At 66.6% G+C, this 14,956-nt stretch carries 15 protein-coding genes; 8 read left to right on the plus strand and 7 right to left on the minus strand.

What is annotated here, in order from left to right; genetic code table 11:
* The 5 genes from VGV37_RS12150 to VGV37_RS12170 form a co-directional block, all read right to left on the minus strand.
* Positions 1-999 (minus strand): KGGVGR-motif variant AAA ATPase (locus tag VGV37_RS12150; protein ID WP_326879942.1); only part of this gene is annotated, 999 nt, incomplete at its 3' end.
* On the minus strand, positions 996-1,325 hold the full coding sequence (locus VGV37_RS12155) for a hypothetical protein (RefSeq protein WP_326879943.1): 330 nt from the start codon (positions 1,323-1,325) through the stop codon (positions 996-998). The genes VGV37_RS12150 and VGV37_RS12155, both read right to left, overlap by 4 nt.
* Positions 1,326-1,812: 487 nt before the next feature.
* Positions 1,813-3,012, minus strand: a complete 1,200-nt coding sequence (locus VGV37_RS12160) for a YncE family protein (RefSeq protein WP_326879944.1) — start codon at positions 3,010-3,012, stop codon at positions 1,813-1,815.
* Positions 3,013-3,109: 97 nt separating this feature from the next.
* A complete protein-coding gene (locus tag VGV37_RS12165; protein ID WP_326879945.1) occupies positions 3,110-3,397 on the minus strand; it encodes a YciI family protein in 288 nt (95 codons plus the stop codon).
* 29 nt (positions 3,398-3,426) lie between these two features.
* Complete coding sequence (locus VGV37_RS12170; RefSeq protein ID WP_326879946.1) at positions 3,427-4,395, minus strand: threonine/serine dehydratase; 969 nt, start codon at positions 4,393-4,395, stop codon at positions 3,427-3,429.
* 123 nt (positions 4,396-4,518) lie between these two features.
* On the opposite strand from VGV37_RS12170, the gene VGV37_RS12175 reads away from it, so the two are divergent.
* The 3 genes from VGV37_RS12175 to VGV37_RS12185 are packed head-to-tail and all read left to right on the plus strand — an operon-like array spanning position 4,519 to position 7,006.
* Complete coding sequence (locus VGV37_RS12175) at positions 4,519-5,367, plus strand: hypothetical protein (RefSeq protein WP_326879947.1); 849 nt, start codon at positions 4,519-4,521, stop codon at positions 5,365-5,367.
* Positions 5,368-5,369: 2 nt separating this feature from the next.
* Positions 5,370-6,095, plus strand: coding sequence for a sulfite exporter TauE/SafE family protein (locus VGV37_RS12180; protein WP_326879948.1), 726 nt, complete (start codon positions 5,370-5,372; stop codon positions 6,093-6,095).
* A gap of 44 nt (positions 6,096-6,139) precedes the next feature.
* Positions 6,140-7,006, plus strand: a complete 867-nt coding sequence (locus VGV37_RS12185; RefSeq protein ID WP_326879949.1) for a DUF4743 domain-containing protein — start codon at positions 6,140-6,142, stop codon at positions 7,004-7,006.
* A gap of 3 nt (positions 7,007-7,009) precedes the next feature.
* On the opposite strand, the gene gluQRS is transcribed toward VGV37_RS12185, so the two are convergent.
* Positions 7,010-7,837 (minus strand): tRNA glutamyl-Q(34) synthetase GluQRS, encoded by an 828-nt coding sequence (gene gluQRS / locus VGV37_RS12190; protein WP_326879950.1) that lies wholly within the window; start codon positions 7,835-7,837, stop codon positions 7,010-7,012.
* 113 nt (positions 7,838-7,950) lie between these two features.
* On the opposite strand from gluQRS, the gene VGV37_RS12195 reads away from it, so the two are divergent.
* The 5 genes from VGV37_RS12195 (at position 7,951) to VGV37_RS12215 (ending at position 13,501) form a co-directional block, all read left to right on the plus strand.
* The gene (locus tag VGV37_RS12195) at positions 7,951-8,619 is read left to right on the plus strand and encodes an alpha/beta hydrolase (protein ID WP_326879951.1); all 669 of its coding nucleotides are present in this window, start codon (positions 7,951-7,953) and stop codon (positions 8,617-8,619) included.
* 441 nt (positions 8,620-9,060) lie between these two features.
* A complete protein-coding gene (locus VGV37_RS12200; RefSeq protein ID WP_414637981.1) occupies positions 9,061-9,609 on the plus strand; it encodes an HNH endonuclease in 549 nt (182 codons plus the stop codon).
* Positions 9,610-9,774: 165 nt separating this feature from the next.
* Entirely contained in the window at positions 9,775-10,938 is a 1,164-nt protein-coding gene (locus tag VGV37_RS12205) for a pentapeptide repeat-containing protein (RefSeq protein WP_326879952.1), read from the plus strand.
* A 414-nt stretch (positions 10,939-11,352) separates the two neighbouring features.
* On the plus strand, positions 11,353-11,895 hold the full coding sequence (locus VGV37_RS12210; RefSeq protein WP_326879953.1) for a hypothetical protein: 543 nt from the start codon (positions 11,353-11,355) through the stop codon (positions 11,893-11,895).
* 742 nt (positions 11,896-12,637) lie between these two features.
* Positions 12,638-13,501 carry a DUF2189 domain-containing protein gene (locus tag VGV37_RS12215; RefSeq protein WP_326879954.1) on the plus strand — a complete coding sequence of 288 codons (864 nt, stop codon included), beginning with the start codon at positions 12,638-12,640 and terminating at the stop codon, positions 13,499-13,501.
* A gap of 4 nt (positions 13,502-13,505) precedes the next feature.
* On the opposite strand, the gene VGV37_RS12220 is transcribed toward VGV37_RS12215, so the two are convergent.
* The gene (locus tag VGV37_RS12220) at positions 13,506-14,738 is read right to left on the minus strand and encodes an MFS transporter (RefSeq protein ID WP_326879955.1); all 1,233 of its coding nucleotides are present in this window, start codon (positions 14,736-14,738) and stop codon (positions 13,506-13,508) included.
* Positions 14,739-14,956: the final 218 nt, after the last annotated feature.

Here is a 14,956-nt window from a genome sequence, read left to right on the forward strand (position 1 = left end):
AGGATCTAATTTAATTCGTCGAAGTTCTCTGGCAGTAAAGCTCATGAGCGCGGCGGTCGCTTCTAGAGACTGCCCCGCCAACGATGTCACGACAACCCGGGCGACGGTCGGATCAAGAACTAACTGAGCGGCTACAGGAACGAGACCTGCGCGGACGTCGATTACGACACCGTTGCAGCCGGCCGCGGACGCGATGCGCTCCAGCAGGTCGGCGAACGCATAAGGACTGTCGGCGGAGGCAAGGTGCTCCGCTCGGATTGATGAACTCGCTAGTTCGTCTAGGGCGCGGCGGAGCGGCAAAATAACCAGCTCTCCCATTCTGTGCCCCGCAAGACGACTAGCTGCCCAAGCGACCGTTGCTGGATATGTTGGGTCCGCTTCGGCATGCGCTAGAGCTACTACGTCTTCGAGAGAAACCAGAGCTTCAGACCGGCTGGCTCTAAACAGATAGCTGAGGCCAGGGGCCTCAAGATCCGCATCGACAATCAGGATGGGACCGCTTTGTCTGCGCGCCAATTCAGTCGCAATTGCTATAGCTGTTGTGGTTCGTCCAGTACCTCCCTTGACGCTATGGCAGGCGATAATCGGCATCGATCTTGTGCGAACGGGACGTTGATCATCACGAAAGCTGATTTCTCCTTCTATACTTCCAAGGCTGGATCGATATCCGTTCGACGGCTCTCCAATGATCTCAAAGTCGATGGAGAGCTCTTCGGCATCTGGGGGGCCATCTAGAACAAGCGATGTGATTGCGGCCTGTCTAAGCCGATTGGGAAACAGCTTTGCCAGCCAAGTGAGCACTGGCATGCGGTCTTCGTCGGCTGAAACGAAGAACGTTGCGCCAGACCAATCCACCTGAGCGTGGTCGAGGCCCTTTGGGCGCGTTGACCATAGCTCGTCCGCGGGCTCCAAAATAGACAAGCGTCGGGCGATATCGACCCATGTGACGGGCGCGTCAAGCCCCGCCCCAACACCGCGCTCGTTGAAGCTCTCGTTCATCGAAGTTCTTTCAGGGTGTACGCCACAACTGTCTCCAGCCAAGGCACGGCGAAGTTTGGTGTAGCTAGAGTGGCGCCGTAACGCCACACTTGATTCAACTCTCCCACCGCGACGGGTGTGTTCGGCGGCGTGCGAAGATTTAGCGCGCCCGGCTGATGCTCGATTGCTGATCTCGGGATCTTCAGAGCTACAATTATGTCGTCCAATCGGTGATTAAATGATGATGCCGATCGTGTAGCAGCGGCGTTCGTCGCCGACGTAGTCTTGAGCACGTTCTTGGCCATATAGATTGCTTTTAAGCCGCATTCTGCGGCGTAGAAGAGCAACAGGGATCGAGCTCCAATGTCCGAAAGTTCTGCGGCTGCTCCGGAAAGTTCGCGGGCTCGACGTCGGAGCGTTTTATGCGAAAGTTCGATCAAATCGTGATTCTCGCGTAACGGGTTGCAATTGGCCAGGGAGCTATTTAGCCGCGTGTGCTTCAAAAAAGCGACGGCGAAATGGAGGGCAGAATATCAGTTAGTGTCGCCGAGCGGCCCGCCTCATCGCCCGCGCGGCCGAGCACGCGCACAGGTCATCGTCCTCTCCCATTCGCCAGCCCTTGTCGCCGCCCTCGGCTTCCACGTTGAACCGGCGCCTGCGGCCTAGCGGGTCCGGCGGATCCTCGCCCATGTCGCGGGAATGGCGGGCACATAGGTCTCCCTCTACCGCCGTTTGCGGGAAGGGTGCCACCGCTGTCGAACGGTGTCCGGCCTTTGACGCCCTCACCCGGCTCGCTGACGCGATCCACCCTTTCCCGCGAGGCGGGTTGAAAAGTCACGGCGTGCTGCCGCGCATCGAGGCCGGGTGCTGCCCTGGCGTCTTGAGGTTGGGGCCGGCCTTGATCAGTTTGGTGCCGTCGACCTTGAAGATCGCCAGGTCGGCGTCCAGGTAGTTGCCGACATAGAGATATTTGCCGTCGGGGCTGAAGGCGGCGCCCTCGGCCAGTTGGCCGACCGGCACCTCGCCGACCTTGGTCACCTTCTTGCCGTCGATCTTCAGGACGGCGAGGTAGGCATGGTCGGTATGGAAGAACGCGGTCTTGGGCACGTTGCCGTTGCCGTTGAGCACGACCGAGACGGCGAGCTTGCCGGTCGGGCTGACCGCCAGGCCTTCCGGCCCGTCGCCGACCACGACCTGGTCGATCACACGGGGCGGCTTCGCCTCCATGTCGACGATCGCGACCGTATCGGCCTGGCCGTCGGACGCGCCGCCATTGCCGTTGACGTTGACGATGCCGATCTGGCCGCCGGGCGGGATCTGGACGTTGTAGGGGAAGATGCCGACGTTCATGTCGTAGTTCGTGTAGGTCACCTTCTGCCCGTCGATCTTCAGCAGGGCCACGCTGTTGTTCGCGGCCTTGACCACGAGCGCCTGGGTGCCGTCGGGCGTGATCGCGACGGCCGACAGCTGCTGGTTCGGCGCGCCGGGCGGGGCGAGCGCCACGACGTCGATCAGCTTGACCTCGGTTCCCGCGATCGACAGCACGCTTACGGTATTGTCGGCGCGGTCCGCGATCAGGCACAGGTCGCCCTTGCGGCTGATCGCCAGGCCGGACGGCTGCCGCCCGACCTCGACCGTGGCGATCTGGGCCGCGGGGTTCGCTTTGAGGTCGATCACGTAGAGCTTGGTGTCGGGCACGCCTTTCCAGCCACCGCTGCCGTCGTCGACCCAATGGAGCGAGTTGGCGACGAGCGCCAGATGCTCGTCGGGCGTGATCGCGAGGTTGGTCGGTGGCCCGACCACGGTATTCTCGAGCTTGAAGGTCGCGATCGTCGCCGGGGCCGCCGGTTTCGCGATGTCGAGGATGGTGACGGTATCGTTGCCCGGCGGCTTGGCGATCGCCTTGCCGGCATCGTCCCATACCGTCTTCTCGTCATTGCCGACGACGAGCAGCTGTGCCTGGGCGACGGCGAACGGCGCCAGCAGCGCCGTGGCGGCGAACAGGGCCGCGCAGGCCCGTCGATGCGTGGACATGGATATCTCTCCCCCTTGATTTCGCGGGCCGCTGACCTCGATTCGTCGCGGCTTCTCTCGTTCCGGGAGGGAGAGTATCCGGTCGGCGCGCTTCCGCCTAGTTGACGACACCCTTCAATGCCGGGTGGGTCGTGGTCGGGGTAAACTCATAGACGTCGTAGCGGGCCAAGCCTCGGACATGGAACGGGTCCTTCGCCAGTTCGGCGTCGAGTGCCGCGCGGCTGGGCGCGACGGCGATGATGACGCCGCCCGGGGTACCGACCTGGCGGCCGGAGGCGATGCCGAAGCCGGCGGCGTAGAAATCGGCGAGGAAGACGCGATGGTCGGCCAGCGCCTCGTTGACTTCCTCGATCGGGCGAAGATAGGACAAAATCACGGCGAACATGGGCTTGCTCCTGGTGGAGGGAAGTTGGATCAGACGAGGGTGGTCGGGTCGACGTTGCCGCCGCACAACAGCACGCCGACCCGCTCGCGCGGGGCCGGTCTGTAGAGACCGGCGAGCAGGGCGGAGAGCGCCGTGGCGCCGCCCGGCTCGACGGCCAGGCGCAGGCGGTTCCACAGCGCCATCTGCGCCGCTTTGATCGCCTCGTCCGGCACCAGGATGACCTGGTCGACGGCGCGCCGCGCGATCGGGAACATCAGGCTGCCGACCCGGGTGGCGCCCAGCGCATCGGCGGCGAGGCCGCCGACCGCGACATCGACCGGCTCGCCGGCGGCGAAGGCGGCATGCAAGGTCGGGCAGCGTTCGGGCTCGACGGCGATCAGCTTGATCTGCGGCCCGCTGGTCCGGCCGGCACACCAGGCCGCGACGCCGCCGATCAGGCCACCGCCGCCGACCGCGATCAGCAGGGTGTCGATACCGCCCAGGCCCATCGCCTGACGCTCGAACTCGCGCGCGACGGTGCCCTGGCCGGCCAGCACTTCCGCCTGGTCATAGGCATGGATGGTCAGCGCGCCGGTCTCCTCGACGCGCCGGCGCGATGCGGCGAAGGCCTCCCCGTAGTTGGCGCCGACCTGGTGGACGATGGCGCCATAGTCCCTCAAGCGCCGGACCTTCACCGGCGAGGCGATTTCCGGTACGAAGATTTCGGCCCGATGGCCCAGCCGGCCGGCGGCATAGGCGACTGCGGCGCCGTGGTTGCCGCCCGACGCCGCGATCACGCCGGCGGCCGGCACCTCCATCGACAGCAGGCTGTTGAACGCGCCGCGCGCCTTGAACGAGCCGGAATGCTGCAGCGATTCGAGCTTGAGGACGATCGGTGACGCGATGTCGAAGGCGCCCGACTCCAACGCCAACACCGGGGTCTCGCGCACATGGCCGGCGATCCGGGCTGCCGCCGCTTCGATCTCACGGACCCGAATGGAAGTGGACGATGCCGTCATCTACTGGAAATTCCATCATCGTTTCGAGATCGCAACGTCGATGGACGGATCTACCCTTCCGCCACGCCGCGCGACAGGCTATGCCGCTTGGATCGTCTTCGCCAGTCGGGATTCGCGCGTACCATGGTTCTCTCGCCCCTCGTCTCGGCTCTTGCGCTGCCGGCCCTGGTGAGTTTCGGTGCGACCGGGCTGATCCGTTTCGCGCGCGGCCGCAAGGGCGACAAAAGCCTGGCCGAGGCCGGCCTCGGCATCGGCTTCCTTGCCGGTTTCTGGGCCGTGACCGGCGGGCTGCCGTTCCTCGGCAACGTCGCCTATCACCAGTTGGGCGAGGCGGTGCTGCTGGCGCTGATCGTCGGGCTGGCCGCGACGTTTTTCGGCGCGGGTCCCCGGGTCATGGGCGTGCTTGCGGTCGCGGGCGCCCTGTTCGCCGTGATCTGGGGGATCGGCTGGCGGCAGTTGGTGGCACCAACTGTGGACGAATTGCTGGCCGTGCTGATCTATGGCGCGATCGCGGCCGTGGCGGCGCTACGCCTGCGCTCGCTCGGTCCCGGCGCCACGCCGGTCGCCTTGACCGGCCTTGCCTCTCTGGCCTTGGCGCTCGTCGCCCTGTTCGGCCATGCCTCCGGGATCAGCGACCTGGCGCTGGCACTGGCCGGCGCCTGTGCCGGCAGCCTGGTCTGGGCCTGGCCGTTCGGGCGGGCCGGCTTCGGACCGATGGCGCTCGCCGTGCTGGTGGTGGGCTTCACCGGCCTGATGGTCGCCCAGGCGCGCGGCGCCCTTCATGCGCCCTGGCCTTTGCTGCTTCTGCCGCTCGCCTTCTGGGCGCCCGGCATCGCGCAACGCCTGCCCATCGTGGACAAACTGGCCCGCAAGAAACCGACGAAACCCCTGGCGCTGCTGCTCGCCGCCACGTTGCCGTGCGCTGCATGCGTGGCGCTTGCCTGGCTGCTCGGCACCCGGCCTCATCTCTAGGCATGGCGTCCTACATCTTCGTCCTGCTGGTCGGGCTGGTCGCGGGCTGCGTCAGCGGCATCATCGGCACCGGCTCGTCGATCATGCTGCTGCCGGTGCTGGTCTTCACTTTCGGACCGAAACAGGCGGTACCGATCATGGCGATCGCCGCGGTCATGGCCAATGTCGCGCGGGTCATGGCGTGGTGGCGCGAGGTCGATTGGCGCGCCTGCGCCGCCTATTCGGTCACCGGTGTGCCGGCAGCGGCGCTGGGCGCCCGCACTCTGCTGGTCCTGCCGCCGCGGGTCATCGACGTGGCGCTCGGAATATTCTTCCTGGCGATGATCCCTGGCCGGCGCTGGCTGGCACGGCGCAATTTTCGCATCCGCCTGTGGCAGCTCGCCATTGCCGGCGCCGTGATCGGGTACCTGACCGGTATCGTGCTGTCGACCGGGCCGCTCAGCGTGCCGGCCTTCACCGCCTACGGCCTGTCGCAGGGCGCGTTCCTGTCGACCGAGGCCGCCAGCTCGCTCGCGCTCTACGTCAGCAAGGTCGTGACGTTCCGCGAACTGGGCGCCCTGCCGCTGCCGACCATCCTGCAGGGCGCCATCGTCGGATCCTCGCTGATGGTCGGCGCGTTCGTTGCCAAGCGCGCGGTGCTGCGCATGGGGCCCGAGACGTTTCGCCACCTGCTCGACGCGCTCATGCTCGTCTCCGGCCTGTCGCTGCTCTGGGCGGCGCTGGACTGAACGGCGGCTTGACCCGCCCGGCTGCCCGGTGTCTGTTCGGGGGCATGAGCTATCTGCGACACCTCGAGGCCTGCAACCGCTTCGACCCCGACCGTTTCCTGCCTCTTCTGCTGGCCGGTCGCCGCGTCGGCTTCGTGCGCCGCGACCGTGCCGGCGCGCTCGCGGCCTTTCCGCGCATTTTCCACGTCTCGACCGACGGCATCGCCTTCGACGATGGGCTCGATGGCGCAGACGCGGTGACCACGGCTTTGCACGAAGTCACGGACGGCCTGATCCGTGCCGGCCACACCGACAAGCGACGCCAGGAGATGTTCGCCGTTACCGACGGCTGGGGCGGGACGCTGCTGTTCGAGCTCGACCGCGGTGCGGTGCCGTTCTTCGGCACCCGGTCTTATGGCGTGCATCTCAACGGCTGGCGGCCGGGCTTCGACGGGCCGGACCTGTGGATCGGCAAGCGTGCCAAGGACAAGAAGATCGCGCCGGGCCAACTCGACAATCTGGTCGCGGGCGGCATGGGCGCCGGCTATGGCGCGCGCGAAACCTTGCTCAAGGAGGCGGCGGAGGAGGCCGACATGCCCGAGGCGCTGGCCGCCCGGGCCCATGCGGTCGGCGCCGTCCGCTACCGGATGGAATTGCCGGACGGCATGCGCGACGATGTGCTGTTCCTCTATGATATCGAGACGCCGGTGGATTTCGTGCCACGCAACACCGATGGTGAGATCGAGGATTTCCGGCTGCTGTCGGCCCGGGAATGCCTGCGGCGTGTCCGCGAGACCGACGATTTCAAATTCAACGTCAACCTGGTGCTGGTGGATTTCGGCCTGCGCCATGGCTTGATCGTGCCCGAGGATGCGGACTATCTGCCGCTGGTCGAAGGCCTGCGTGGAAGTTTGGTGCGCGGCGGCCGGTAGCGGTCAGTAGCCGACCGACGCCCGGATTTCCGCAGCACTCTTGCCGCTCTCGCGCATCGCGTGCAGCGTCGGGGCTTTGTCGCGCTTGGCGAAGCGCTTGCCCTGGGCATCGAGCAGCAGCGGGTGATGGCGCCAGGCAGGCACCGGCAGGTCGAGCAGCGCCTGCAGCAGCCGATGGATATGGGTCGCCTCGACCAGATCCTCGCCGCGCGTCACCAGATCGACACCCTGCAAAGCATCGTCCCAGGTGACCGACAGGTGATAGCTGGTCGGGCAATCCTTGCGCGCCAGCACCACGTCGCCCAGCCGTTCCGGCGTCGCCGCGATCGTGCCGCGATCCAGGTCGCGCCAGGTAAGCGGGCCAGTCTGGGCCTGGGCCTTCGCGACGTCGAGCCGCAGCGCGTGCGGGATGCCGGCGGCGATCCGGTCGGCACGTTCCGCGGCGCTCAAGTGCCGGCAGGTGCCGGGATAGATCGGTCCCAGGCCGTGAGGCGCAGCCACCGCGCCGGCCGCCTCGGCCTGGGCGGCGCTGCGGGTGCAGAAGCAGGGATAGACCAGGCCGCGTGCCCGCAGGCCTTCGAGCACGGCGGCATAGTCCGCGACATGCGCCGACTGCACGCGCACAGGCCGGATCCAGTCGAGCCCGAGCCAGGCCAGATCCTCTTCGATCGCGACGGCGAATTCGGGCCGGCAGCGCGTCCGGTCGATGTCTTCCAGCCGCAGCAGGAAGCGCCCGTCCGGTGCGGCCTGGGCGTGAGCGAACAGCGCGCTCGCGGCATGGCCGATATGGAGCAGCCCGGTCGGGCTGGGGGCGAAGCGGGTGGTCGGCATGGCGCCGACGGTAGCGGGACGATTTGGCCCGCGCAATCGGCTGGCTCGCGGGTTGGCAGGGCCCGGATTGTCCGCTATGCCCTGGTGCCAGGCTTTTTCCCGAGGAGAACCCCATGTCCCAGCCGTTGACCGGTCCCAGCCGTGCGCCCGCGTCGGGCGGCAAGCCGACCTCGCTCGTCGTGCTGCTGCATGGCCTGGGCGCCGACGGCCAGGACCTGATCGACCTGGCCCAGCATCTGGGGCCGTTCCTGCCCGACACGGCGTTCGTGGCGCCCAATGCGCCGGAACCGTGCGACATGGGCCCGTACGGATATCAGTGGTTCTCGCTGCAGCAGCGGATCCCGGCGTTGATGGCGGCCGGTGCCGATCGGGCGGCCCCTCTGTTGTCGCAATTCATCGAGGCGCAACTGGCGGCGCGCGGGCTCGATGCGAGGCGGCTGGCGCTCGTGGGATTTTCCCAGGGCACCATGATGTCGCTGCATGTCGGTCCGCGCCTGTCGCCGGGGCCGGCGGCGATCGTCGGGTTCTCGGGCGCGCTGGTGGCGCCGGAGCGGCTCGTCGCGGAACATCGTTCGACCCCGCCGGTGCTGCTGATCCATGGCGAGGCCGACCAGGTCGTGCCGTTCCAGGCGATGGACGCGGCGGCGAATGGGCTGGTCGCCGCCGGCATCGTGGCCGAGACCGTACGCCGTCCGGGCCTGGGCCACGGCATCGACGGTCCGGGCCTGGAGGCGGCTGCCCAGTTCCTGACGCGCTACCTGGGCGGGCCATCGCAGGGATAGGGGGTCCGGCGTCGCCGACCGACCAGGGCTGGTGATCGCCCCCGCGCTTTTTTGCCATCCGCTGCGATCGCACCATATGAAACCGTCATTAATCCGTGCTAAGAAGCCGCTGTGGAAATGGCGCGCGCGGAGGATCGCGACGGTGCTTGACGAGCGAGTGATCGGTCAGTCTCTTCACCCCGACGCAAAATCAAGGCGGGCGGGCGGGTCCCGGAATTCGCTTCACGCGCCGCTTTCCATTCCTGACTTCACCCTGTGGCACGAGATCCGCGACGGCACTCATGCCCGATCGCGCCAGGCGCTTCGGCCGGTCCAAAGTATCGATCAGAGTTCGAGCTGCCCCCTCGTCAGTCGCGAGCGGGATCGATGGGTTATTGCAACGGCCAAACGCGAGTTTGGCCGTTTTGTTTTGTCCGGGTGGTGGGTGGTGGAGGCCTGCGCATGATGAATCTGCAGACGCTGGTGCTGAACGCGGATTATCGGCCGCTGTCCTACCATCCGCTGTCGCTGTGGTCCTGGCGCGACGCGCTGACCGCGCTGATGCTGGACCGGGTGGCGCTGGTCGCGAACTACGACGTGCTGGCCCGCTCGCCCAGCCGCTCCATGGCGGTGCCCAGCGTCGTGGCATTGAAGAACTACAAGAAGATCGATGGGTTCCCGGCCTTCACCCGTTACAACATCTATCTGCGCGACGAATTCACCTGCCAATATTGCGCCGAGGAATTCCCGACCGAGGTCCTGACCTTCGACCATGTCATCCCGCGCTCGCGCGGCGGCCGGACCAGCTGGGAGAATGTCGTTGCCGCCTGCGGCCATTGCAACCATGTGAAGGCGAACCGCACGCCGCGCGAGGCCAGGATGCCGCTGCTGAAGGAGCCGCTGCGCCCGTCCAAGACCGCGCTCAACCGCAAGGCGCCCGATCTGCGCTATCGCGACTATCACCATAGCTGGCTCGACTATCTCTATTGGGACAGCGAACTGGACGATTAGGCCCTTCGATCGCGCCTCCGCCCCCCGCATCGCAAAAGCGATGATGCGAAAACCGGCCTGACCGCTTAGACTTTGCCGGCCGACCCACCGCGCGCCTGTGGCTTCCGTCACGGGACCGTCGGTCGCGACCATGGCACGGCTATTCGGGATCGGACGGGAAGCGGTATGGCACGCAATTTGGTTGAGGCGCTGAAGGCGCATGCGCTTTGGCTGAATCGGCGGACCGGCGGGATCCGGCTCGACCGGCCCTGGATCGATTTCTCCGGCATCCGCTTTCCCCAGTGCGATTTCCGCAAGGCCCGTCTACCCGGCGCCAAGTTCAATGCCGCCGACTTCTCTGGGGGCAATTTCTGCGAAGCCGACCTGTTCGCCGCGAATTTCGACAAGGCGACCCTGCGCAAGGCCAATTTCCAGAAGGCCGATCTGCGGGGCTCGAGCTTTCGCAATGCCGTCCTGATCGAGGCCGACTTCACTGATGCCGACTTGAGCGGCGGTATCCTGTTCGATGCGAGCGGGCAGGACGAGGAGAAGATGAGCAAGCAGACCGGCAGCCGTGAGGGTGCCGACATGAAGAGCGCCGACCTCAGCAACGCCCACGCCTCAGGCTCGGTATTTCGCGGCGTGGTGCTGAGCAATGCCAACTTGCGCAACATCGATTTCCGGAACGCCGACCTGCGCAACGTCGATCTGACCGGCGCAGACCTGACCGGCGCCGACCTGACCGGGGCCGATCTCGCCGGCGCCAACCTGACCGACGCCGACATCCAGAAGTCCAAGCTCGACGGCGCCAACATGGTTCGCACCATCGGCGGTCCGCCCCAGGTCGAGACCCAGGCCGACCGCGATCTCAAGACCATGATCGCGATACACCGCAAATGGGTCGCGAGCTTCGGCGCCGAGGGCGAGCAGGGCAATTTCACCAGCCTCGACCTGCGGGCACTCGATCTCACCGGCTACGACCTGTCGGCCGCCGTGTTCAAGGGGGCCAACCTGACCCGCGTGCCATGCCAGGGCGCCACTTTCACGCTCTGCGACTTCACGGACGCGATCCTGGCCGGTGCCGATCTGTCGAAAACCAACCTCAAGGGCGCTATGTTCAAGGCCGCCGACATGCGGGGCATCGACCTTTCCGGCGCCGATGCCGGCCCGGCGGAAATCCTCGACGCCAAACGCCGGCCGACCGGCCGGCTGTGGCCGACCAATTTCCTTGCGGCCAAACTGCGCGACGCCAATGTCGCGGGCGCCCGCCTCGACGGGGCCAACCTGATCGGCGCCGACCTTGTCGGCGTCGAACTCTCGGCCGCGTCGATGGTCGACGTGCGACGGTAGTCCGTGTCTGTTGTTTATCAGTGTGTTAGCTTCTTCATTCGTCATGGCCGGGCTCGACCCGAACAGCCACGTGGACAGGTATGGCGCATGACCGCTTCGGCATCACTCTTGCGGAGGCGCGTGGATCCCCGGGTCAAGCTCGGGATGTCGGCTGTCGGTAACTCGTTGATCTGACGACAGAACGTCCAATATACGAGTATCCGGGTTCGGGGGCCGCGTCGCGGGTTGCGAGCCTCCCTCTTGCAGCAATCGGTTGGACGCGCGGCCTAGCTCGGCTAGGGTCGTCTCCCGACGCGTTCCTCTATCGAGATGAAGAAAATGGCAAACGGCGATTCTGACCAAAGCTCGACCGGGGCCGATGCCTCGCCGGCTCCCCTGCATGTTACATCGGTCCTCGTCGCCTCGATCCGCGCCATGTCCAACGCTCTGGATGCGCTGGGCTTTCCGGAGGAGGACGATCGGGTCGTCGATCAGGACGGCCGCCTGGGCTTCGTCACCTGCTCGCACGAGAGCGATTGCGACGACCTGTTCGCGCTGATCGCCGAGCTGTCGACCAGCGGCGAGACCTGGGAAATCCAGTTCCAGACCGATCTGGCGCCCGAAAAGATGCTGTCGCTGACCTTGAGCCGCCATCGCGCGGTGGTGGCGCACGAGCAGGCGGTGGTGCCCGACCAGGCCGAGGCCGACGCCAAGGGCGTGCAACTGCCGGTCTACGACCTGGACGACCGGGTCGGCCAGGTCAGCTTCCAGCGCGCCGTTCGTGGCGCCAAGCCGCAGGAGATCTTCGCGGAAATCGGTGCCGGCCCGGACGGGCGCGCCAAGGCCCGGATCGTCCAGCGGAGCCCGCGCCGGGTCCTGGCCGAAGCGGCCGCGGCGGACGAGCCGGCGCTGCGCGCGGCCCTGCGCGAGGCGATCCCCAAGCTGATGTTCACGGTCGGGCGGCGCGGCCCCGCCTGAGGCGGCCATCACACCAGTCGGTCTGTGCCTCGCGGGCGCTGCAACTTTTCATCGAGGTGCTTGTGCCCATGAGGAATTTCATCATGGATGCGGCTGTCTGGCGAACCCCCGACGACCTCTTCGACTCGTTCTTTGATGTCGTCAGAGCGCCGAGCTGGCACGGCAGAAATTTCGACGCGATCTGGGACAGCGTCGGCACGGGGCAGACATCATCGTGCGCGCCGACCCGGGCACGAATCCATGCACTGGAGGGGAACGCAGATGTGGCATTCGCTAGGATTCAGTGTTCTGGCCGGGATTCTTTTCGGAAATGGAGTACCCCATTTCATCAAAGGCATCACAAAGGAAAATTATCCCTGTATGCTGGGAAATTCACCCACGCCAAATCTAATTGCTGGATGGTTGAGCATCATACTAGCCGGTTTCGTGGTGCAGTGGATTGATACAAACCGATTTTATAACGCATCCCTGCTTGCGGCGAGCGTGGGGCTGCTGGCTATAGGCCTTTTCCATTCGTCTATCGGCGCCTTCGGAAGAAATCGATAGTGCCTTGAGGGCACTTCCATGTGACGCCAAATTTCAAACCGAGACACCACCAGTTCCTGCTGACGTTGACGCGGAGTATCGTCGGCGTATGCTTCCGCCTGTCGGGTTGCGGTAACAAGCGACCGGCGCCGGATTGCGAAGCGATCCCACGCGGCCCATCCGCGACCCCTCGAACGCTGGTTCGGGAGGAAGCCTTATGACGATCCGTAACCCCGTCGAATGGGGTGTTTCACAGGTCAAGCTCGCGGCCGATGTCGTGGGCCACGCCAGCCATGCCGTCTACCATCCAAAGGAAGATCTGAACACGCTCGCGCCCGAGGTCCGCCATATCGGCGCATCCGACCTGTGGGACGCGATCCGTCAGGGCTTCGCGGATTTCCGCAACTACCGCACCGACGTCGTGTTCCTGTCCATCATCTATCCGCTGATCGGGCTGGTGCTGGCGCGCGCGGCGCTGGGCCATGACCTGGTGCCGCTGCTGTTCCCGCTCGCTACGGGCTTCGCGCTCATCGGTCCTTTCGCCGGCATCGGCCTCTATGAATTGAGCCGCCGGCGCGAACAGGGCTTCGAGACCAACTGGGCCGACGCGCTGGGCGTGTTCCGCTCGCCGTCCTGGGGCGCCATCGCCGTGCTGGGCTTCCTGCTGATGGCGATCTATATCGCCTGGCTGGTCGCGGCCGAGACGATCTACCTGGTCACGCTCGGGCCGGAGCCACCGGTCTCGATCGAGGGTTTTGCCCGGGATGCGGTCACCACCGGCATGGGCTGGGTCATGATCGCGGTCGGCATGGGCGTGGGCTTCCTGTTCGCGGTGCTGGTTCTGGCCATGGGCGCCATCGCCTTTCCGCTGCTGCTCGACCGGCCCGTCGGCGTCGACACGGCGATCTGGACCTCGATGCGTGCGGTGCTGACCAATCCCGGCCCGATGGCGCTCTGGGGCCTGATGGTCGCGGCCGGCCTGTTCCTGGGCTCGATCCCGGCCTTCGTCGGCCTGATCGTGGTCATGCCGGTGCTGGGCCATGCGACCTGGCACCTCTATCGCAAGCTCGTCCCGCACTGAGCGGTCAGGGTAGTTCGATCACCCGGTTGCGGCCGGCGCCCAGGCCCGCGATCACGCAGGCGGCGGCCAGCGCCAGGAACAGGACCTGGACCGCGTCCCAGCTGCCGGTCGCCGCCTTGATCAGCCCGACCGCGAACGGGCCCATGGCGGCCAACGTGTAGCCGACGCTCTGGGCCATGCCCGACAACGCGGCGGCGGTCTCGGGATCGCCGGTGCGCAGCACGATCAGCATCAGGGCCACGGCGAAGGTGGCGCCCTGGCCCAGGCCCAGGATCACGGCCCAGAGCCACAGGGTCGACAGCGGGGCGGCGACCGCGCCCATCAGGCCGACGATCACGAGGCCGAGCGTCAGCAGGACCATCCAGCGCTGGTCCGGCCCCTTGCCGGTCAGCATGGGCGCCACCATCGCGCTGGCGACCTGCAGCAGGGCCGAGACCGAAACGACGAGGCCGCTCTGGACCGGCGTCAGTCCGCGATCCTGCAGGATCGGCGCCAGCCAGCCGAACACGCAATAGGACAGCGAGCTTTGCAGGCCCATGAAGAAGGTGACCTGCCAGGCGAGCGGGTTGCGCCACAGGCCCTTGACCGGGGGCCGGGCCGGCGCCGCTGCCGTCCGGCTGGCCCGGGCGAGTTGCGGTGCCCAGGCGGCGGCGGCCACCAGTGCCGGCAGCGCCCAGATCGCGAGCGCCGGCCGCCATTGACCGGCGAACCCGAGGTCGGCCAGCCAATGTTCGGCAGGTGCCGTGAGGCCCGCCGCCGCCGCGGCACCGAAGCAGAGGGCCATGGTATAGACCCCGGTCGCCATTCCCATCCGGTTCGGAAAATCGCGCTTGACCAGCCCGGGCAGCAGCACTCCGATGATGCCGATCGAGGCTCCGGCGATGATCGCGCCCAGGAACAGCAGTGGCGCTCCGCCAAGGCAGCGCAGCGCCGTACCGAAGGCGAGCAGCAGCATGATGGCGAAGATCGTCGTCTCGATGCCGAAGCGGCGGGCGAGGCGTGGGGCGACCGGTCCGAACAGGCCGAGGCACAGTACCGGCGCCGTGGTCAGTAGACCGCCGAACGTGGTGGTCAAACCCAGGTCGCCCCGGATCTCGGTCAGGAGCGGCGCCACGCCTGAAAGCGCCGGGCGCAGGTTGAGCCCGACCAGCACCATGCCCGCCATCAGCGCGATCGACTGGCTGCGCCCGAGGCCCTGGGTCGGAACGGGCGCAGGCGGCTTGGGTGCGACGCTCATGATCCGGGCCGAGCGATCGGGCGCCCTGGGTCGCGGGATCGACCCCCCGAGAATTCGCTCGCCATCTGGCCCCTGTCTCCCTGCTCGCTTTGGCCGATCATGGGATGTCCCGGCCAATGCCGTCGAGCGCCCGCGCCGCATGGCTGGCCCGCCTCGGGGAATGGCTCAGCTTGACCCGCGCGGACATGAGTGTTACGAGTTGTAGCATTACGAAAGGT

The sequence above is a fragment of the Aliidongia sp. genome (genome assembly GCF_035943795.1).
Taxonomy (GTDB): domain Bacteria; phylum Pseudomonadota; class Alphaproteobacteria; order ATCC43930; family CGMCC-115725; genus Aliidongia.